Genomic DNA, 21,382 nt, shown 5'->3' with positions numbered 1-21,382 from the left:
TGCTATTGCGCTCGCGTAACCTGACCTTTTCGGAAAATCCGGGAAAACGTTCTTAATCATGTCAGGAAAGTGAGCGTATTTGCTGATGTCGGGGAGGCGGGAAAGTATTTGCACGATGTTGGGAAGAGGGAAAGTATCCGCCTGATGTCGGGGGAAACGGGAAAGTATTTGCACGGTGTCAGAGAAGCGGGGAAGTATGCGCACGATGCCAGGGAGGGGGCGGGCGGAACGCGGAGTAAAGCCTCCGCGTCATGGATGACGCGGCGGAGTCTCCAGGGATGGATTGACGACGTCTTTACGTAGCGTCCGCCCGCCTCCTCTCGTTTCCGAACGCTAAACTCGCTTCCCGGAACTGCCTACTCAACCCACTTCCCGCCCCGAACCTCCAGCCCGCCTCTCAAAACCGCCCCCAAAACACAACCCTGCCGCATACAAAGCATCCGACAAAACTACAATCTCCTTGCCTTTTCAGTTAAACTGCCCGGTCATACCCATCGACACTTCCTAAAAAAGATTCGAAAGCCATGTTTGAAATTAATCCGGTGAAAAACCGTATTCAGGACCTCACTGAGCGCAGCGACGTTCTTAGGGGGTATCTTTGACTACGATGCCAAGAAAGAACGCCTCGAAGAAGTAAACGCCGAGCTGGAACAACCTGACGTCTGGAATGAACCTGAGCGCGCGCAGGCGCTGGGTAAAGAGCGATCTGCGCTCGAAGCTGTTGTCGACACGCTCGACCAGATGACCCAGGGCCTCGAAGATGTGGCGGGCCTGCTGGAACTGGCCGTTGAAGCAGAGGACGAAGAAACCTTCAACGAAGCCATCGCCGAACTTGACGTCTTAGAAAAAAAACTGGGCGAACTGGAATTCCGCCGCATGTTCTCCGGCGAATATGACAGCGCCGACTGCTACATCGACATCCAGGCGGGATCGGGTGGCACCGAAGCTCAGGACTGGGCCAGTATGCTGCTGCGTATGTACCTGCGCTGGGCGGAAGACAAAGGCTTCAAAACCGAAGTCATCGAAGTCTCCGATGGCGAAGTGGCGGGTATCAAATCCGCAACCATCCGCATCGCAGGCGACTACGCTTTCGGCTGGTTGCGTACCGAAACCGGCGTACATCGCCTGGTACGAAAAAGCCCGTTCGACTCCGGCGGCCGTCGCCACACCTCCTTCAGTTCCGCTTTCGTCTACCCGGAAGTGGATGATGATATCGATATCGAAATCAACCCGGCAGACCTGCGTATTGACGTCTATCGCGCATCTGGCGCGGGCGGTCAGCACGTAAACCGTACCGAATCGGCGGTGCGTATTACCCACATTCCGACCGGCACCGTCACCCAGTGCCAGAATGACCGCTCTCAGCACAAAAACAAAGACCAGGCCATGAAGCAGATGAAAGCCAAGCTTTATGAACTGGAAATGCAAAAGAAAAACGCTGAAAAACAGGCGCTGGAAGACAACAAGTCTGATATTGGCTGGGGCAGCCAGATCCGTTCTTACGTACTGGATGATTCACGCATCAAGGATCTGCGCACCGGCGTAGAAACGCGTAACACCCAGGCAGTGCTGGATGGCGATCTGGATCGTTTCATTGAAGCAAGTTTGAAAGCAGGACTATAAACATGTCTGAACAACAACCGCAGGGCGCTGATGCCGCGCTTGAACTTAACAATGAACTAAAAGCGCGTCGTGAAAAACTTAGCGCGCTGCGTGAACATGGCGTTGCGTTTCCGAACGATTTCCGCCGTGACAGCATCTCTGAGCAGCTGCATGCGCAGTACGACGACAAAGAAAACGAAGAGCTGGAAGCGCTGAACATCGAAGTCAGCGTGGCGGGACGTATGATGACGCGCCGCATCATGGGCAAAGCCTCATTTGTCACGCTTCAGGACGTAGGCGGACGCATCCAGCTGTATGTGGCGCGTGATGACCTGGCGGAAGGCGTTTACAACGAACAGTTCAAAAAATGGGACCTGGGCGATATCCTTGGCGCGCGCGGGAAACTGTTCAAAACCAAAACCGGTGAGCTCTCCATTCACTGCACCGAGCTGCGTCTGCTGACCAAAGCGCTGCGCCCGCTGCCGGACAAATTTCACGGCCTGGCCGATCAGGAAACCCGCTACCGCCAGCGCTATCTTGATCTGATTGCCAACGAAGACTCACGTAAAACCTTCCGCATTCGCTCCCAAATTATGGCGGGTATCCGTCAGTTCATGGTGGGCCGCGACTTTATGGAAGTAGAAACCCCGATGATGCAGGTGATCCCAGGAGGTGCATCTGCGCGTCCGTTTATCACCCATCATAACGCGCTGGATATCGACATGTATCTGCGCATTGCGCCGGAGCTCTACCTCAAGCGCCTGGTCGTGGGCGGTTTCGATCGCGTCTTCGAGATCAACCGCAACTTCCGTAACGAAGGTATCTCGCCGCGCCATAACCCAGAGTTCACCATGATGGAACTCTATATGGCTTATGCGGATTACAAAGATCTCATTGAACTGACCGAAAGCCTGTTCCGCACCCTGGCGCAGCAGGTGCTGGGGACTACCGAAGTGCCTTACGGCGAACATCTCTTCGATTTCGGCAAGCCGTTCGCTAAGCTGACGATGAAAGAAGCGATCCAGAAATATCGCCCGGAAACTAACCTGGCCGATCTGGATGACTTTGATAAAGCGGTTGCTATTGCGCAATCTATCGGCATCAAGGTAGAGAAAAGCTGGGGTCTGGGCCGCGTCGTTACTGAAATCTTTGAAGAAACGGCAGAAAGCCACCTGATTCAGCCGACCTTCATCACCGAATATCCGGCGGAAGTCTCTCCGCTGGCGCGTCGTAACGATATCAACCCGGAAATCACCGATCGCTTTGAATTCTTTATCGGCGGGCGTGAAATCGGTAATGGCTTCTCCGAGCTGAACGATGCGGAAGATCAGGCCGATCGTTTCCGTCAGCAGGTAGAAGCGAAAGATGCTGGTGATGACGAAGCGATGTTCTTTGATGAAGATTACGTGACCGCGCTGGAGCACGGCCTGCCGCCGACCGCTGGCCTGGGTATCGGTATTGACCGCCTGGTAATGCTGTTTACCAACAGCCACACCATCCGCGACGTCATTCTGTTCCCGGCGCTGCGTCCGTCTGGCAAGTAAGCTTTTTTCCTGTAGAAAGGGGCGCGCTGGCGTCCCTTTTTTATTCCTGCCATGCTGCCTTCCCGCGATCTCCCTGCGCCAGATTTATCTGCTTTACCGAAAGTAATCACCGTGGATTATTGCGTCTGACGCAAAATTCCCTTGCTGTTGCTGGGGTGTTTGCCGGGATAACACTGTGCTCTAATAGCCGCCACGACGCGACATATTAAACAGAACGACATAATGCGTCGTCCAGGTCGCTACTCAACAGCGGCCCGTTCTGGAGTCTGCAATCATCGTTTTTTGGAGAGTGTTATGCCTGTTTCACTATTGGCGCTGGCGCTGAGCGCCTTTGCCATCGGCACCACCGAGTTCGTTATTATGGGATTACTGCCGGAGGTGGCGGGCGATCTGCACGTTTCCATTCCCTCCGCGGGCTGGCTGATAAGCGGCTATGCGCTGGGCGTGGCGATTGGCGCGCCGGTCATGGCACTGCTGACGGCGAAGCTGCCGCGCAAGCGTACGCTGATGCTGCTGATGACCATCTTTATCATTGGCAATATCCTGTGTGCGCTGGCTTACAGCTACAACCTGCTGATGCTGGCGCGCGTGATCACCGCACTCTGTCACGGCGCTTTCTTCGGTATCGGCTCGGTGGTGGCCGCCAGCCTGGTCGCACCCAATCGTCAGGCTTCCGCCGTTGCGCTGATGTTTACCGGCCTGACGCTGGCGAACGTGCTGGGCGTGCCGCTCGGTACCTGGTTCGGTCAGCTGTTTGGCTGGCGCGCAACCTTCTGGGGCGTGGCGATCATCGGCGTACTGGCCTTTATCGCGCTGACTGTCAGCCTGCCGGGCAACAAAGATGAAAAGCCGGTACACCTTGCCAGTGAAATCAGCGCGCTGGCGAACGGCAAGCTATGGCTCTCGTTGCTGATGACCGTCTGCTTTGCGGCGGCGATGTTTGCGCTGTTCAGCTATATTGCGCCACTGCTGTTGCAGGTTACCGGCGTCAGCAATCGTGGTGTTAGCTGGACGCTGTTCCTGATCGGCGCTGGTTTAACCGTTGGCAATATTATCGGCGGCAAACTGGCGGACTGGAAAGTCTCTTTCAGCCTGATTCTCAGCTTTGCGTTGATAGCCATTTTCTCGCTGGCGTTCAGCTGGACCAGCCACGGCCTCTGGCTGGCTGAAATCACGCTGTTCCTGTGGGCGATGGCCACTTTCGCCACCGTACCAGGCCTGCAAATCAACGTGGTGCGTCATGGTAAAGAGGCTCCTAACCTGGTCTCGACGCTGAATATCTCCGCGTTTAACGTTGGCAATGCGCTCGGTGCCTGGGTTGGCGGTGCGGTCATTGACGGTGGCTATGGCCTGACGTCGGTGCCGGTTGCTGCCGCGGTGCTGGCCGCGCTGGGGCTGATCGTCTGCCTGATCACCTTCCGCCGCGCCGGAGGTCAGACGCAGCCGGTGCGCGCCTAAGCGAGCAGGGCGTTGAGGCGCGTCGCGAAATGCGCCGCCTCACGCTGTAAATGCTGGCTGAACGCGCTAACCAGCGAAGAGGCCGGACGATGCAGCGGGCGGATCAGGCTGACGGTAAAAGGCACCTCAACGCTAAAGCGCCGCATCACCACGCCGCTGGCGGCATAATCCAACGCCGTCAGCGGATTCACTACCGATATTCCCGCTCCCGCCCGCACCATCGCACAGACCGACGCCGCGCTGTGCGTCTCCACCACCATCCGGCGCTGGATGCCCTGCTCATGAAACAGCGCGTCCAGCAGCTGACGATAGCTGTCGGTACGTGAGAGGCTGATATAGTTTTCCCCGGCAAAATCCTGCGGCGTCAGCTGCCGTCGCGCCGTTAGCGGATGCCGGGCGGGTAAAACACACACTTCATTTAGCGTCAGTAGCTCGATGCGCTCGGTTCCGGCGGGCGTAATCCCGGTTTCGGTCAGGCCGAGATCGTGGCGCTGCGCCGACAGCCACTCTTCCAGCAGCGGCGACTCCTGCGGGATGATATTCAGGCTGAGATCGGGATAACGCTGTAAAAACGGCTGGCAGAGCGGCGGCAGCAGCGACTGGGAAAAAACCGGCAGGCAGGCAATGGAAAGCTCGCCCTGACGAAACTGCCGTAATCCTTCCGCCGCGTTGATAATGCGATCGAGGCCGTACCAGGAGCGCTGTACCTCTTCAAACAGGCTCAGCCCCTGCACGGTAGGATGCAAGCGCCCGCGCACTCGCTCGAACAGTTGCAGGCCGGTCAGCTTTTCAAAGCGCGCCAGTTCGCGGCTGACGGTGGGCTGCGATGTATGCAGCAACTCGGCGGCGGCGGTCAGGTTGCCGCTGGTCATCACCGCATGGAATATCTCAATGTGCCGATGGGTAATCTGCGCCATCGCCTTCTCCAGTAGCGAAAGCTATATCATATTTGCATAGACTCCGCAGAAACAGATATTTTTCAGCGGAAAATGGCTGTGGCGTAATAGCGTAAAGTTTAAGGAGAACCGTTATGCCACGTCCGCTAAATAATCCTGAGAGCGCCCTGAATACCGCTAATCTTCTCTCACTTGCTGCGCGTTACGACGGGCCATTCTGGGCCTACGATGCTGAGATTATTCGCCAGCGTATTGCTCAGCTAAGGCAGTTTGACGTGGTGCGTTTTGCGCAGAAGGCCTGTTCCAATATTCATATTCTGCGACTGATGCGTGCAGAGGGCGTTAAGGTTGATTCCGTTTCGCTGGGTGAAATTGAGCGGGCGCTGGCGGCTGGCTATCAGCCGGGTGGAGATGAGATCGTTTTTACCGCCGATCTGCTTGACAGGCCAACGCTGGCGCGCGTTACCGAACTGCGGATTCCGGTTAACGCCGGTTCAGTGGATATGCTGCATCAGTTGGGGGCCTGTTCGCCCGGTCATCCGGTCTGGCTGCGGGTTAATCCCGGTTTTGGTCACGGACACAGCCAGAAAACCAACACCGGCGGTGAAAACAGCAAGCATGGTATCTGGCATGAGGATCTGTCGCAGGCGGTGCAGGCGATTCAGCAGCATGGGCTGACGCTGGTGGGCATCCATATGCATATTGGCTCCGGCGTGGACTATGCGCATCTGGAGCAGGTGTGCGAAGCGATGGTGGAGCGCGTTATCGCGCTGGATCAGGATATCAGCGCCATTTCCGCAGGCGGCGGGCTTTCTGTTCCCTATCGTTATGGCGAAGAGGCGATCGATACTCAACATTACTACAGCCTGTGGCACCGTGCCCGCGAGCGCATCGCCGCGCATCTCGCGCATCCGGTAAAGCTGGAGATCGAGCCGGGGCGCTTTTTGGTAGCGGAAGCGGGCGTGCTGGTGACTCAGGTACGCGCGGTAAAAAATATGGGCAGCCGTCACTTTGTGCTGGTGGATGCGGGCTTTAGCGATTTAATGCGTCCGGCAATGTATGGCAGCTATCACCATATCTCTTTGCTGGCCGATGATGCCGGACAGCGCGAGCTGCGTGAGACGGTGGTGGCGGGGCCGCTGTGCGAATCGGGCGATGTTTTTACCCAGCTGGAAGGCGGCAAGGTGGAAACGCGCCAGCTTCCTGCGGTCAGCGCAGGCGATTATCTGGTGCTGCATGATACCGGCGCTTATGGTGCCTCGATGTCTTCCAACTATAACAGTCGACCGCTGATCCCGGAGGTGCTGTTCGACGGCGGAGAGGCGCGGGAAATTCGCCGTCGGCAGACCATTCAGGAGCTGCTGGCGCTGGAGTTGTAATCGCTGTCTGCTGACTAATCTCTGCGACGCGCTGGTCGCAGAGCCCTTCATACCTTGTCCTCACATCCTTATGCGCCGTCCCTAATCCTCTGCTTCCTGTCTGTTGTGCCAGCTGTCACTAAACAAGCGTCGGTGTCATCAATCAATTCGGTTAAATATTATTTGGCCCAACTGCTGCTGGTGCAGTAGTGAGAAATAAATTTATCCATGACAGGTTTATCTAATTAAAGGAATTAATTATGAGTAACATCAGGAAGGCATTGCTGTTCCCTTTATTATTTATGTTTAGCCCGCTGAGCTACGCGGTGGTCGCCGGTGGGATTGTTTCGATTCAACACACATGGCCTGCTAATTCAACGTTTAATAAGCTTACTTTCTTTCAGCAGGTAAATAACGATGGTGGAAAGGATTCTCACTATTATTGGGCGAACCAGTTCTTTTTGAAACAGGGAGACGGTGGTTATATTGGTTTACAGAATCGGGGGAATGGCGTTCATGCCTTTAATTTCTCTATCTGGAAAGCAAAAGGCTGGAAAAGCAACACCTGCCAATATTTCGATCATGAAGGCTCCGGCGTGCAGTGTCAGGTTGTTGTACCGTGGAAAACCGGGCATGTATATAAAATAGACGTCACAAAAAGCGGAAACCTGGTTACCGGTATGGTTACCGATATGATGGACGGCACCACCACCACCGTTGGCGTTATTGAAGTACCAGCTACTTTTGGCAAACTATATTCATCCTCCGGCTTTGTTGAAGAGTATTCACAGGGCAACGGCCAGCTTTCTTCCTGTTATGCGATGGGCGCACAAAGCTCCGTCTTTATGAATCCAATAGGCGATGACAGAACAAAAGCGAAACAGAGTAGCTATACCTACGGCAACTGTAAGGATGCTTATGTGGTGCAAGCCGCCTGTAATAGCGAGGCCTGCATCAATACGGTCAGCCATCTCGATTCAATGGCGTCGCCAAACGTGCCTAAAATAACCATCGTTAACGGCAGTGAACTGAAAGAGAAAACCATTTCTGATGCGCTGAGCAAAGTTAATTTAGCCGCTATTCGCTCTCAGGACGGGATCTGGTCACCGCGAATCTATTTTCCACAGCCCGCAGCGCTTAAGTGGAAATCTATTTTTATCGATCACCGCGCCAGCTATGACTCATCCATTTACGTGAATGGTGGAATCACGAAAGTGAGTAAGGGACAACAGCTAATGTATATGTCTGACGGTAGCCGTTGGAAACTTATCGAACAAAAATAAACAGCCCTGATAGCCAGTAAACTTCTTATACCGTCAATGCGCCTGCGATAAACAGTGGATTGACGGTATTATTTTATCCCGCTAAATGTGCCTGTTTGCATATCGAACTATTGTGCCGTATAGCCGCCTTCGGCCAGATGAAAACTGCCGGTAATAAACGAGGCGTCATCGGATAACAGGAACAATACCAGTGCGGCTACTTCGTCAGGGCGTCCGAGCCGCCCGATGGGATGCTGGCTTACCAGCCCGCGGTACTGCGCTTTCTCCAGCGGTGAAATCAACGGCGTATCAATATAGCCCGGCCCCACAGCGTTAATGCGGATACCCTGTGAAGCATATTCCAGTGCCGCAGACTTGGTCAGACCGATAACGCCATGCTTGGCGGCGACATAGCCTGAAAAGTTAGGGCGACTGACGGTGCCAAGAATTGAAGCCACGTTCACAATCGATCCGCCGCCTGAGCGGAGCAGGGCCGGAATCTGGTATTTCAGGCCATAAAATACGCCGTTAAGGTTAACACCGATTACGCTGTGCCAGTCGTCCAGGCTGTAGTTCGCCAGCGGCGCATTGCCGCCGCCGATGCCGGCATTGTTAACCGCATAATGCAGCGCACCAAACTGCTCCAGCGCGAACGCGACAGAATCGGCAACTGACTGCGCATCGCTGACATCCTGGCGAACCGCAACGGCGATACCGCCAGCCTCGGTGATTTCTGCTGTCACTCTGGTGGCGTTCTCTTCATTTAAATCTGCGACTATCACATGGGCACCTTCTGCTGCCAGCTGGCACGCAATCGCCGCGCCAATGCCGGAACCCGCACCGGTTACCATCGCAACTTTATTCTTAAATCTCTTTGTCATAAATCGATCCCACATTACGGTTGGCTTGCCAGGCACCATCCCACGCGCCCGGGTTTATGATACTTGAAGCAAAATTTCAACGTCCAGAACGGCCAACCGTAACATAGCGTCTCGCCACAGTTTGCATAGCGTGTCATTAGTGGCTGTATGCGAACAGCATTAACGTCGGTGAAAGTTGCGTATTGATTATCCTGGAGCGCTAACCGAATGCCTGCGAACCAGCGTTGGGTTAAAGGTATGGGTCACCTCCGGCAGCGGCCGATTATTCGCCAGCGCCAGCGCCAGTTCCGCCGCCTGCTGTGCCATAGTGACAATTGGATAGCGAACGGTTGTCAGCCGCGGGCGCACGTAGCGCGATACCAGGACATCATCGAAACCGATTAACGACATCTCCTCCGGCACGCGGATACCGTTATCACTTAATACCGCCAGCGCGCCCGCTGCCATCGAATCGTTGTAGCAGGCCACCGCGGTAAAGTTCTTGCCGCGTCCCAGCAGTTCGGTCATCGCCTGCTCGCCGCCAATCTCATCCGGCTCGCCGAAGGCGACCAGGCGATCGTTACACGGCAGATTATGCTCACGCAGCGCATCGTAATAGCCCTGAAGACGCTCTTCCGCGTCGGAAATGGTGTGGGTAGAGCTGATCCAGGCGATCTGGTCGTGACCTTGCTGAATCAGATGGCGCGTTGCCAGCCAGGCACCATAGCGGTCGTCCAGCGCGATACAGCGATGCTGCCAGCCGGGGAGGGAGCGGTTTATCAGCACCATGCCCGGCATCTGCTGCATCAGCTTTTCCAGCTCTTCGTCAGGGATCTTCTTGGCATGCACAACCAGGGCCGCGCAGCGGTGGCGCATGAGCTGTTCAATTGCCTGCCGCTCTTTTTCTTCATTATGATAACCGTTGCCGATCAGCAGGAAGTTGCCGGTCTGCCAGGCGATTTCATCAACCGCCTTTACCATTGCGCCAAAAAAGGGATCGGAGACGTCACCCACTACCAGCCCCAGCGTTTCCGTTGATTGCTGCGCCAGCGCTCGTGCGTTAGCGTTAGGGTGATACTGTAGCGCTTCCATCGCGCTAAAAACCGCCTGACGGGACGTTTCACTGGCTTTGGGAGAGTGATTAATAACGCGTGAAACGGTAGCAACAGATACACCCGCCAGTCTGGCGACATCCTTTATCGTAGCCATGAATAGAGCACCTTCCAGGGTAAACGTTTACATATAGGCAAAGTGTTGCGGAAAAGTCCTGCAACTTCAACCAGACAGAATGCCATACTCGTCGCAAAGCGCGCTGAATATTACCCTTTTCATCTGCGTTCCCGGCACGTTACCATAGCCGACTGTTTTTTGACTGCCTGCCCGATCTTCTGCCATGACCATAAAAAAAGTACCGCACCTGGCCCACTGGGGCGCTTTCAGCGCCGTAACGGAGCAGGGACGTCTGATCGATTGTGAACCTTTCTTTGCCGACAGCGATCCGTCGCCGATGCTGCAAAGTATTCCCCAGCTGGTCTATTCCGATAAGCGCATTCGTCAGCCGATGGTGCGTCGGTCATGGCTGAAAAAGCGTGAGAGCAGCGATCGCAGCCTGCGTGGGCGGGAAGATTTCGTCGCCGTGGATTGGGAAACCGCGCTCGATCTGATAGCGGAAGAGAACCGGCGCGTGCGCGATCGCTATGGTGCCAGCGGTATTTTTACCGGCTCTTATGGCTGGTCATCGGCGGGGCGCGTAAACCATGCCCGTAGCCTGGTGCGGCGCTTCTATTTCAGCGGTGGCGGCGGGGTGGATCAGCTGGGTAACTACAGCTGGGGCGCAGCGCAGTTCTTTCTGCCATACGTGATTGGCAGCTATATGCCGCTGACGGGCCGAGTGACCGACTGGCCAAGCGTAATTGACCATGCTGAAGTAGTACTGGCCTTCGGCGGCCTGGCGCTGAAAAATGCCCAGGTAGCCTCCGGCGGGGCAGGCGAGCACACGCTTAAACCGGCGCTGACGCAGCTGGCGGCGAAGGGAACTCGGATCATTAATGTCAGCCCCATGCGCGACGATTGTCCCGATTTTCTGCAAGCCGACTGGATCGCTATTCGCCCCAATACCGACGTGGCGCTGATGCTGGCGCTGGGCTACGAGATCGAGCGGCTGGGCGCGGCGGATAATGATTTTTTACAGAGCCACTGCGTCGGCTATCCGCAGCTGCGAGCTTACCTGCTGGGAGAAAGCGACGGCGTGGCGAAAACGCCCGCCTGGGCCAGCGCGATCACCGGTATTCCTGCGGCACGCATCGTTGAACTGGCGCGCCAGCTGATGGGGAAACGCAGTTTTATCACCTGTTCTTATGCGGTACAGCGCGCCCATCGCGGCGAACAGCCCTACTGGATGATGATTGCGCTCTCCGCCATGCTGGGGCAGCCGGGCCTGCCAGGGGCAGGCTTCTCTTTTGGGCATGGCTCGATGAACAGCGTCGGCAACCCGCGCATCGATACGCCCGCGCCGCAGCTGCCCGCCTGCGCTAATCCCGCCGGGCTGGCGATCCCGGTGGCGCGCATCTGCGATATGCTGCTGAACCCCGGTGCGGAATACCACTTTCAGGGTGAAACGCATCGCTATCCCGATATCCACCTGATGCACTGGGCGGGCGGCAACCCCTTCCATCATCATCAACAGCTTAACCGGCTGGTTGAGGGCTGGCAGCGCCCGGATACGGTGATTGTGCAGGATATCGTCTGGACACCGGCGGCTCAGATGGCGGATATCGTGCTGCCGGTGACCACCACGCTGGAGCGTAACGATATCGGCGGCTCGTCCCGCGATCGCTTTGTCTTTGCGATGCATCAGGCGATTGCGCCGCAGCATCAGGCGCGTAACGATTTCGATATCTTTGCTGACCTGGCGGAGCGGCTTGGTTATCGCGACCGCTTCACCGAAAATCGCAACGAGATGCAGTGGATCGCCCATCTTTATCAACGGTGCGCTGCCGCTCATCAGCGTCAGGGCGTGACATGGCCCGACTTTGAAACGTTTTGGCAGCGCGGCTATGTGGAAGTGCCAACAGGCAAAGATGATTACGTTTACATGGCTGATTTTCGCGCCGACGCGCAGGCCAATCCCATCGCCACCGCCAGCGGTAAAATAGAGCTGTTTTGCCAGACGATTGCTGATTATCAACTGGAGGATATGGCCGGACATCCGGAATGGCGCACGCCGCAGGAGTGGCTGGGCAGCGAGCTGGCCAGCGAGTTTCCGCTGCATTTGATTAGCATACAGCCCGCCGACCGCCTGCACAGTCAGCTGGACGCCACGGCAAACGTGCAAAATAACAAAACCGCCGGGCATGAAACGCTGTGGATGCATCCTGACGATGCCGCTGCGCGCGGCATTCATCATGGCGATGTCATTGAGGTCTATAACCAACGCGGCAGAATGCTGTCAGGCGTGCAGCTTAATGAGGGCCTGACGCCTGGCGTGGTGGTGACCTCAACCGGGGCCTGGTTCGATCCTGGCTTCGGTGAACGGTGGCAGCCGAGAGATCGTGCCGGGAATCCCAATGTTCTGACGCTCGATATCGGTACCTCATTGTTAACCCAGGGGCCGAACGCCATGTCCTGTCTGGTCGAGGTCAGATCGTGGCAATCATTGCAAAATGAGCGATAAATCACATAGCTGGTTACATTTTGCGGGTAACTGTTGCGAATGATTGATAGCGGCGCGGCGGTGCCCCTTGCTACATTCTTAGTCCCAGAGGTATTGATGGGTGAGCATCAACAAATTTTATTGATTACACCAACCTGCGCAGATGCGCAGGTTTTTTTTGCCTGACGTAAGGTCATGGACATGCCCCGCATACAGAAGTTTCTTGGTAAAGACCAAATAAAAGCGCCTTTTAATCCTTTTCGTTTTCGTCTGATCTGCCTGGGCGTATTAGCCTGTTTAGGCGTTCTGCTGGCCCGTGTCGCCGATCTACAACTGATTAATCATCCCATGCTGGAGCGTGAAGCGGATCAGCGATCGCTACGCACGGTAACCATTCCTACTAACCGTGGCACCCTGCTGGATCGTAACGGCGAAACCCTGGCGCTTAGCGTGCCTTCACGTGACATTATTGCCGATCCGCAGCGCGTGCTGGAAGCGAACCCGGTTTTTACCAGCGCCAAGTGGGAGTATCTCGCCAACGCGCTGAACGAGCGTCCGGAGCAGATAGCGCAGCAGATTACCGCCAATCCGCATCGACGTTTCCTCTACCTGGGACGAAAAATTGAGCTGGGTATCGCGAAAGATATCAGCCAGCTTCATTTGAAGGGCATCAGTACGGTCTATAACGACAGCCGTTTTTATCCAATGAGCGAGGCGGCGGCACCGTTGATCGGTATCGTCGGTGCCGATAATACCGGCCTGAACGGGCTGGAAAAGGGCTATGACAAAGTATTACAGGGGCAGCCGGGCATAGAGAAATATCGTCAGGATCGTGAAGGCAACATTATTGCCATGATCGACTATCAGCCGCCGAAACAGCCGCCAACGGTACAGCTCAGCATCGATAAGTTCGATCAATACACGCTCTACAGCAAGCTGCGCGACGGTGTTCTGCTGAATAAGGCAGACTCCGGCGCGGCAGTGCTGGTAAAAATCGATACCGGGGAGATCCTCGGCATGGCCTCTTATCCCTCTTTCAATCCAAATAACTATGCTGACGTCTCGCCTGCGCAGATGCGCAACGTGGCGATCAACGACAGCTTTGAGCCCGGTTCAACGGTGAAGCCACTGGTGGTGATGGAAGGGCTGGAGCGCGGGCTGGTGCGCCCCGACTCGGTACTGGATACCACGCCTTATCGCGTGAATGGTCACCTGATTCGTGACGTAGGCCACTGGCCACGCCTGACGATGACCGGCATTCTGCAAAAATCGAGCGACATCGGCGTATCGCATATTGCGCTGGCGATGCCCGCAGAGGCGCTGGTGAATACCTATCACGCTTTCGGCCTTGGCAAACCTACCGGGCTTGGCCTGACCGGGGAGAGCGTCGGTTATTTTCCGCTGCACCGTCAGCGCTGGGCGGATATCGAACGCGCCACTTTCTCCTTTGGCTACGGTCTGCGCGTTACGCCGCTACAGATAGCGCGTGAATACGCCACGCTGGGCAGCTTTGGTATTTATCGCCCGCTCTCTATTACTAAAGTGACGCCGCCGGTAATGGGGAAACAGGTGGCGAACCCGGAAACGGTTAAAACGGTGGTGCATATGCTGGAAAGCGACGTGCTGCCCGGCGGCACCGGTATTCGTGCGGCGGTGCCGGGCTATCGGCTGGCGACAAAAACCGGGACCGCAGAGAAAATGGGCAGCAGCGGGAAATATGATGGTGGTTACGTCAACTATACGGCCGGCATCGCGCCAGCCAGTAATCCGCAGGTAGCGCTGGTAGTAATGATTAACCATCCTACCGCGGGCGATCACTTCGGTGGATCGGTCGCTGCGCCAGTCTTCGGTAATATTATGGGACCGGTGCTGAAACATATGAATATTGCGCCCGATGCGCTGGTTAGCGGCGTGCATTAACCTGTTATGACGGCTATATAAGAGAGACGCTTTTATGTAGCCGTTTGATCATTAAATTTACGCTATGGTTTTTATCCCGTTCTTCCTGCTCTCCAACACGTTATTTATCTGCTCAACGTCCGGTCATTTATTGCAATACCGATCAATTAAATCAGAATTATTAAAAAATTCATCTATTAATCAATAAACTATTTTTTCGCAGCGGCAAGTAATCTGCCGCACCACGAGGCATAAATTTTTCATTGGTTAGCGTTGAGTTCAACCTTTCTTTGCTGCATGGTTATAGCCAGATTTTAACTGCTAAGGAGTTGGCATGTTTTTCAACCTGTTTCGTCTTCTGTTTCGACTGCTGTGGCGCGTGCAGCTACGCGGCGATCTCTCCGGGCTGCATAAAGAGAAGGTGTTAATTACGCCCAACCACGCCTCTTTTTTGGATGGCATACTGCTGGCGCTGTTCCTGCCGGTCAGGCCGGTATTCGCCGTTTATTCTGATATTAGTGATAAATGGTTTATGCGCCTGGTTAAGCCGCTGGTGGATTTTGTACCACTCGATCCCACCCGGCCTATGTCGATTAAATACCTGGTGCGCATCCTTAATGAAGGACGTCCGGTGGTAATTTTTCCGGAAGGACGAATTACCGTTACCGGCTCGCTGATGAAAATCTACAGCGGTGCCGGATTTGTAGCGGCAAAATCGCAGGCGACGGTAGTACCGATGCGTATTGAAGGCGCGGAATTTACGCCGTTCGGCCGTCTCGGCGGCGTGTTTAAGCGTCGTCTGTTTCCGCGTATTACCCTGACAGTGCTGCCGCCTACGCTGGTTCCGATGCCCGATGCGCCACGCGCACGCGATCGTCGGGAGCTGGCGGGTGAGCATCTGCATCATATTATGATGGAAGCGCGTATGGCAGTGCGTCCGCGCGAGACACTGTTTGAGGCGCTGGTTAATGCCCGCACGCGTTACGGCTGGTTTAAACCCTGTATTGAAGACGTGAGTTTCGCCCCTGACAGCTACACCGGGCTGCTGAAAAAATCGCTGGGCGTAGGGCGTATTCTGGAGCGCCATACGCAGCGTGGCGAATATGTCGGCCTGCTGCTGCCCAATACCACGGTAACCGCCGCCGCTATCTTCGGCGCTACCCTGCGCGCACGCATTCCGGCGATGCTGAACTACACCGCAGGCGTTAGCGGCCTGACCAGCGCCGTCACCGCCGCGCAGATCAAAACCGTATTCACCTCGCGGCAGTTTCTGGATAAAGGTAACCTTTGGCACCTGCCGCAGGGGATTCCGCAGGTGCAGTGGATCTATCTGGAAGATCTGAAAGACAGCCTGGACGCGAAGGATAAGCTGTGGATTCTGGCGCATCTGCTGGTGCCGCGTTGTGCGATGCTGCCGCAGCAGGCGGAAGATGCGGCGATGGTGCTGTTTACTTCCGGTTCCGAAGGCAACCCTAAAGGGGTGGTGCACTCCCATAAAAGCCTGCTGGCAAACGTTGAGCAGATTCGCACGGTAGCAGATTTTACGCCGCGCGATCGTTTTATGGCCTCGCTGCCGCTGTTTCACGCCTTTGGCCTGACGGTTGGGCTGTTCACGCCATTAATCACCGGCGCGCAGGTCTTCCTTTATCCCAGCCCGCTGCATTACCGCATCGTGCCGGAACTGGTATATGACCGTAACTGCACCGTGCTGTTTGGTACTTCAACTTTCCTCGGTAACTATGCCCGTTTCGCTAATCCTTACGATTTTGCTCGCCTGCGCTATGTGGTGGCCGGCGCGGAAAAATTACAGGAAGGCGTTCGGCAGATTTATCAGGATCGCTTTGGTATCCGCGTGCTGGAAGGGTACGGCGTGACCGAATGTGCGCCTGTGGTGGCGATCAACGTGCCGATGGCGGCGAGGCCGCATACCGTTGGGCGTCTGCTGCCGGGTATGGATTCGCGTTTGATGTCTGTGCCCGGTATCGAGCAGGGCGGGCGCTTACAGCTGCGCGGGCCTAACATTATGAAAGGCTACCTGCGCGTGGAGCGTCCCGGCGAGCTGGAGCCGCCGATGGCGGATAACGGCGAAGGTGTGATGGAGCCTGGCTGGTATGACACCGGCGATATTGTCAGCTTTGATGAAGGCGGCTTCTGTCAGATTCAGGGACGGGCAAAACGCTTCGCTAAAATTGCCGGGGAGATGGTTTCGCTGGAGGCGGTAGAGCAGATCGCGCTGAAGGCGTCGCCGGAGAAACAGCATGCCGCCGTGATCAAACCGGACGGCAACCGAGGCGAAGCGCTGGTGCTGTTTACTACCGATAACGAGCTGCAACGCGATCGCCTACAGCAGGCGGCGCGTGAGCTGGGCGCGGCGGAACTGGCGGTGCCGCGTGATATTCGTTTTCTGAAGCAGCTGCCGCTGCTGGGCAGCGGGAAACCCGATTTCGTCACGTTGAAAAAAATGGTGGATGAATGAATATGACCGGTAACGGCTCACCCCTGATGTCGCGCGGTATGGTGGCGGTTATCGTCGCTCAGTTCTTCTCCGCCTTTGGCGATAACGCGCTTCTGTTTGCCACGCTGGCGGTGCTAAAAAACCAGCACTATCCCGACTGGAGTCAGCCGGTATTGCAGATGGTTTTCGTCGCCACCTATATCCTGCTGGCACCTTTTGTCGGACAGATGGCCGATAGCTTTGCCAAAGGGCGCGTCATGATGCTGGCAAACGGCCTGAAGCTGCTGGGCGCGCTGACCATCTGTGTCGGGCTCGATCCTTTTGTCGGCTACGCACTGGTGGGTATTGGTGCCGCCGCCTATTCACCGGCGAAGTATGGCATTCTCGGTGAGATCGCCGATGGCGAGCAGCTGGTTAAGGCTAACGGCCTGATGGAGGCGTCCACTATCGCCGCCATTCTGCTCGGTTCGGTTGCGGGCGGCGTGCTGGCTGACTGGAGCCTGCTGGCGGCGCTTGGTGCCTGCGTTGTCACCTATGCGCTGGCGGTGATTGCTAATATTTCTATTCCGAAGCTGGCGGCGGCGCGTCCAGGCCAGAGCTGGCATCCGCTGGCAATGGTGCGCAGCTTTTTCCACGCTGCGCTGCTGCTGTGGCGTAACGGTGAAACCCGCTTTTCACTGGTCGGTACCAGTCTGTTCTGGGGGGCAGGCGTGACGCTGCGCTTCCTGCTGGTGCTGTGGGTGCCGGTGGCGCTGGGCATAACCGACAATAAAACGCCGACGCTGCTGAATGCGATGGTGGCCGTTGGGATTGTGATCGGCGCGGCGGCGGCGGCTAAGCTGGTGACGCTGAAAACCGTTGGGCGCTGTATGCCTGCCGGTGTGCTGATCGGTATCGTGGTGGCGATCTTTGCCCTGCAACATACGCAGATCAATGCCTATATGCTGCTGGTGGCAATTGGTGTGCTGGGCGGTTTCTTTGTGGTGCCGCTTAATGCGCTGTTGCAGGAACGTGGCAAGCAGACGGTGGGCGCAGGTAACGCTATTGCGGTGCAGAACCTCGGTGAAAACAGCGCCATGCTGCTGATGCTGGGGCTCTATTCGCTGGCGATTAAGCTGGGTGCGCCACCGGTAGCCACGGGTGTGGGCTTCGGCGTGCTGTTTGCGTTGGCGATTGCCATTCTTTGGGGCTGGCAGCTGATGCAAAAACGCCGCTGAGAAAAGGGATAACCTAAGCGCGGGTAACTATGCCCGCGCGATATACCTGCCGCCGCCAGTTTCTGGCGGCGGTTCTGTTTTAAGGCGCCGGATAAGTATAGCGGCGATGAATCGCTTCCAGCTTTTCCAGTATCTCGCTGCTCAGCGTTAGCTGATAGCTATCGATATTACTTTGCAGTTGTTCAAGCGTGGTTGCGCCCAACAGGGTGCTGGCAACGAAGGGCTGCTGACGTACAAAGGCCAGCGCCATCTGCGCCGGATCGAGTCCGTGCTGGCGTGCCAGATCGACATACTCAGCGATAGCCTGTTGCGCCTGCTCGCCGCTGTAGCGGGTAAAGCGGCTGAACAGCGTATTGCGGGCGTTAGCGGGGCGTGCGCCGTTAAGGTATTTACCGCTTAGTGTCCCGAAGGCGAGGCTGGAATAGGCCAGCAGCTCAACACCTTCATGCTGGCTGATTTCCGCCAGGCCTACCTCAAAGCTGCGGTTCAGCAGACTGTAGGGGTTCTGGATTGAAACGATGCGCGGCAGCTCATGTTTTTCCGCCAGTTGCAGATAACGCATCACGCCCCACGGGGTTTCATTTGAGACGCCGATATAGCGGATTTTCCCGGCGCGTACCTGCTCCGTCAGCGCTTCCAGCGTTTCCAGCAGCGTAACCGGCACGCTGGTATCGGTATATTGATAACCTAACTTCCCGAAACAGTTGGTCTGGCGCTGCGGCCAGTGAATCTGATAAAGGTCGATATAGTCGGTATTCAGACGCTTCAGGCTGTCTTCCACGGCGATACGAATATTTTTGCGATCCAGCACCTGAGCGGGGCGGATACCGGAATCGCTACCGCGTGAGGGGCCGGCGATTTTTGTTGCCAGCACGATTTTATCGCGGTTGCCGCGCGCTTTTAACCAGCTACCGATATAACGCTCGGTCAACCCCTGCGTTGCCGGATGCGGTGGAACCGGATACATCTCCGCGGTATCGATAAAATTGATACCGCAATGAATGGCCAGATCTAACTGTGCATGGGCGTCGGCTTCGCTATTTTGCTCACCAAACGTCATGGTTCCCAGGCCCAGCTGGCTGACTTCCAGCGTACTATGAGGGATACGGTGATAGTGCATTTGCCGGCTTCCTTTTATCGTTATGAAAAGAATCTTGGCGGCGCCGTTGGCACAAAAAAAGCGCGGCGCGCTGTTGCGACTATAGCGGGCGCCGAAGAGAGGGGAAAGAGCAGAATGATACTATTAGGGCGATAAGCGCCGCGCTGGGCGCTTACGGTTAACTAACGTTCAATGATAGAGGAGATCTCATCGCCGTTAATTTGCAGTTCATTGCCAGCCTGATCCGTATACTTAACCAGCCCGGTTTCTTTATCAATTTGCGGTTTGCCATCGGTCATGATCATATGACCATCTTTCGTCGCCATAACATAATTGCTGCTGCAACCGCTTAATACCATCACCATTGCTGCGGTAGCCGCGCCAGTTATCCATCTCATTGCCAGTTTTCTCCCGCCTGTTTAACTCAACTAAACAGTGTAGTAATAAAACATTGGCAGCCCGGCATTAATCGCACAATTCCGAAAAGTTAACTACTGAATAACCATCCGGCCTGGGCCGGATGGTAAAGGGAGGTGCTACTGCGCTGATTTTTTACTGCGGATCAGGTTGAGGCACTCTACCGCCATTGAGAAGAACATGGCGAAATAGATGTAGCCTTTTGGCACATGAATATCAAAGCTTTCCAGAATCAGCGTAAAGCCCACCAGAATCAGGAAGGAGAGCGCCAGCATTTTTACCGACGGATGGCTGTCAACAAACTCACCGATGGCTTTTGCCGCGAACATCATCACGCCCACGGCGATCACCACTGCGGCCATCATAATAATCAGGTGATCGGACAGACCAACGGCGGTAATAACCGAATCGAGACTGAAGATAATATCCAGCACCATAATCTGGGCGATAGCGCCGACGAAAGAGTGAACGTTGGTCTTATGCTCCTCTTCATTTCCCTCAATACTTTCATGGATCTCAATACTTGATTTCCACAGCAGGAACAGCCCACCTCCCAGCAAAATTAAATCGCGGGCGGAAAACGGGTGATCGAGCAGGGTGAACAGCGGCTGGGTTAACTTAACTATCCAGGCGATAGAGGCAAGCAGGGCAAGACGCATCAGCATCGCGCCCATCAGGCCGAGACGGCGTGCGCTGTTTTGCTGATTTTTCGGCAGTTTGGCAACCACCAGCGAAAGGAAAATAATATTATCGATGCCCAGCACCACTTCGAGAATGGTCAGGGTGCCGAGAGCCAGCCAGGCATTGGGATCTGCAATCCAGTCGAGCATTGTAACATCGCATCCTAAACGAAAAGTAAACGGTGATTATACGCACCGCCTTTAGCCTGGGAAAATGTTAAAGCAAAAAATGACGCGCCAGCAGCGGGGCAGTGAAGCTTTTCTTCAGATAAAAGCCGCGCGGCAGCGTCATGATCGGCTCACCGTGCTCACCAATACCTTCGGTCAGGGCTTTGCTGTTGGCCGCCTTTGGCCGGATTTGCAGCACCTCGCCATGGCGGGCGGTGATGCGCTCTACCTGGCCCAGCACGATCATATCCATGAGTTCTTCCCAGTCGCGCCGTAGCAGATCTTCCTCTTCCGGTGTCGGGCTCCAGAGGAGCGGGGCACCGACGCGCCGCGCCGCCAGCGGGATGGAGCGATCGCCTTCTACCGGCATCCACAGCACCCGCGCCAGCTTATGACGCACGTGGCTGCTCTCCCAGGTGACGCCGCTGTTGCCGGTGAGCGGTGCGACGCAGACAAAGGTGGTTTCTAACGGTCGCCCCTGCGCATCAACCGGAATGGTTTTTAGCTCCACGCCAAGGTGGACAAAATCACGCTCCGGCTTGCTGCCTGCGCTGGCGCCGAGGTGCATCTCCAGCAGCATGCCTACCCAGCCTTTATCACGCCGCAGATCGGCAGGTATGGCGATACCCGCCTGTTGCGCCAGCTCACCCAGCGTATAGCCTGCCAGCGACTGCGCGCGCGCCAGCAGCGTCGCTTCATCTTGCGGCGGTGTGACTAAGAATTGAAGCTCCATTCCGGCATCCATAAATTGCTCAAAAAATAACCACACCCATTTTGCACATTTAGCGCGGTGGTGCAGAGGAAACGGCGCAAAA

General features: G+C 55.8%; 16 protein-coding genes. 9 read left to right on the top strand and 7 right to left on the bottom strand.

Annotated features, from left to right (window positions below; genetic code table 11):
• The first annotated feature begins 524 nt into the window (after positions 1-524).
• The 3 genes from prfB (at position 525) to C7M51_RS13015 (ending at position 4,604) form a co-directional block, all read left to right on the top strand.
• Positions 525-1,623 (top strand): peptide chain release factor 2 gene (gene prfB / locus C7M51_RS13025; protein WP_160622179.1). Its coding sequence is split into 2 segments (ribosomal slippage): positions 525-599 and positions 601-1,623, totalling 1,098 coding nucleotides; the frame shifts between segments, so codons are not numbered across the junction.
• Positions 1,624-1,625: 2 nt separating this feature from the next.
• Positions 1,626-3,146, top strand: a complete 1,521-nt coding sequence (lysS, locus tag C7M51_RS13020; protein WP_160622178.1) for a lysine--tRNA ligase — start codon at positions 1,626-1,628, stop codon at positions 3,144-3,146.
• A gap of 294 nt (positions 3,147-3,440) precedes the next feature.
• A complete protein-coding gene (locus C7M51_RS13015; RefSeq protein ID WP_160622177.1) occupies positions 3,441-4,604 on the top strand; it encodes an MFS transporter in 1,164 nt (387 codons plus the stop codon).
• On the opposite strand, the gene C7M51_RS13010 is transcribed toward C7M51_RS13015, so the two are convergent.
• Positions 4,601-5,521 carry a LysR family transcriptional regulator gene (locus C7M51_RS13010; RefSeq protein ID WP_160622176.1) on the bottom strand — a complete coding sequence of 307 codons (921 nt, stop codon included), beginning with the start codon at positions 5,519-5,521 and terminating at the stop codon, positions 4,601-4,603. The genes C7M51_RS13015 and C7M51_RS13010 overlap by 4 nt on opposite strands.
• A 113-nt stretch (positions 5,522-5,634) precedes the next feature.
• Between C7M51_RS13010 and lysA the strand changes: the two genes are divergently transcribed.
• Together lysA and C7M51_RS13000 are read left to right on the top strand one after the other, a co-directional pair.
• Positions 5,635-6,879, top strand: a complete 1,245-nt coding sequence (lysA, locus tag C7M51_RS13005; protein WP_160622175.1) for a diaminopimelate decarboxylase — start codon at positions 5,635-5,637, stop codon at positions 6,877-6,879.
• Positions 6,880-7,118: 239 nt separating this feature from the next.
• On the top strand, positions 7,119-8,141 hold the full coding sequence (locus C7M51_RS13000; protein ID WP_208852098.1) for a DUF3472 domain-containing protein: 1,023 nt from the start codon (positions 7,119-7,121) through the stop codon (positions 8,139-8,141).
• Positions 8,142-8,248: 107 nt separating this feature from the next.
• On the opposite strand, the gene C7M51_RS12995 is transcribed toward C7M51_RS13000, so the two are convergent.
• Positions 8,249-9,001: an SDR family NAD(P)-dependent oxidoreductase gene (locus C7M51_RS12995; RefSeq protein ID WP_160622174.1), complete on the bottom strand. Its 753-nt coding sequence runs from the start codon at positions 8,999-9,001 to the stop codon at positions 8,249-8,251.
• A 186-nt stretch (positions 9,002-9,187) separates the two neighbouring features.
• The gene (gene galR, locus C7M51_RS12990; RefSeq protein ID WP_160622173.1) at positions 9,188-10,189 is read right to left on the bottom strand and encodes an HTH-type transcriptional regulator GalR; all 1,002 of its coding nucleotides are present in this window, start codon (positions 10,187-10,189) and stop codon (positions 9,188-9,190) included.
• A gap of 184 nt (positions 10,190-10,373) precedes the next feature.
• Between galR and C7M51_RS12985 the strand changes: the two genes are divergently transcribed.
• From C7M51_RS12985 to lplT, 4 genes are all read left to right on the top strand, one after another.
• Entirely contained in the window at positions 10,374-12,653 is a 2,280-nt protein-coding gene (locus tag C7M51_RS12985) for a molybdopterin-dependent oxidoreductase (RefSeq protein ID WP_160622172.1), read from the top strand.
• Between the two features lie 180 nt (positions 12,654-12,833).
• Positions 12,834-14,552, top strand: coding sequence for a penicillin-binding transpeptidase domain-containing protein (locus C7M51_RS12980; RefSeq protein WP_160622171.1), 1,719 nt, complete (start codon positions 12,834-12,836; stop codon positions 14,550-14,552).
• Positions 14,553-14,865: 313 nt separating this feature from the next.
• Complete coding sequence (aas, locus tag C7M51_RS12975) at positions 14,866-17,007, top strand: bifunctional acyl-ACP--phospholipid O-acyltransferase/long-chain-fatty-acid--ACP ligase (RefSeq protein ID WP_160622170.1); 2,142 nt, start codon at positions 14,866-14,868, stop codon at positions 17,005-17,007.
• Positions 17,004-18,203 carry a lysophospholipid transporter LplT gene (gene lplT, locus C7M51_RS12970; RefSeq protein WP_160622169.1) on the top strand — a complete coding sequence of 400 codons (1,200 nt, stop codon included), beginning with the start codon at positions 17,004-17,006 and terminating at the stop codon, positions 18,201-18,203. The genes aas and lplT overlap by 4 nt, the downstream gene beginning before the upstream one ends.
• Before the next feature lie 79 nt (positions 18,204-18,282).
• On the opposite strand, the gene C7M51_RS12965 is transcribed toward lplT, so the two are convergent.
• From C7M51_RS12965 to mutH, 4 genes are all read right to left on the bottom strand, one after another.
• Positions 18,283-19,323 carry an NADP(H)-dependent aldo-keto reductase gene (locus tag C7M51_RS12965; protein ID WP_160622168.1) on the bottom strand — a complete coding sequence of 347 codons (1,041 nt, stop codon included), beginning with the start codon at positions 19,321-19,323 and terminating at the stop codon, positions 18,283-18,285.
• 161 nt (positions 19,324-19,484) lie between these two features.
• The gene (locus C7M51_RS12960) at positions 19,485-19,700 is read right to left on the bottom strand and encodes a YgdI/YgdR family lipoprotein (protein WP_160622167.1); all 216 of its coding nucleotides are present in this window, start codon (positions 19,698-19,700) and stop codon (positions 19,485-19,487) included.
• A 138-nt stretch (positions 19,701-19,838) separates the two neighbouring features.
• Complete coding sequence (locus C7M51_RS12955; RefSeq protein ID WP_160622166.1) at positions 19,839-20,549, bottom strand: TerC family protein; 711 nt, start codon at positions 20,547-20,549, stop codon at positions 19,839-19,841.
• Between the two features lie 67 nt (positions 20,550-20,616).
• Positions 20,617-21,300 carry a DNA mismatch repair endonuclease MutH gene (gene mutH, locus C7M51_RS12950; protein WP_160622165.1) on the bottom strand — a complete coding sequence of 228 codons (684 nt, stop codon included), beginning with the start codon at positions 21,298-21,300 and terminating at the stop codon, positions 20,617-20,619.
• Positions 21,301-21,382 lie beyond the last annotated feature (82 nt).

It is taken from the genome of Mixta intestinalis, assembly GCF_009914055.1.
GTDB classification, from domain to species: Bacteria; Pseudomonadota; Gammaproteobacteria; order Enterobacterales; family Enterobacteriaceae; genus Mixta; species Mixta intestinalis.
This window is presented reverse-complemented; position numbering and strand designations above follow the sequence as displayed.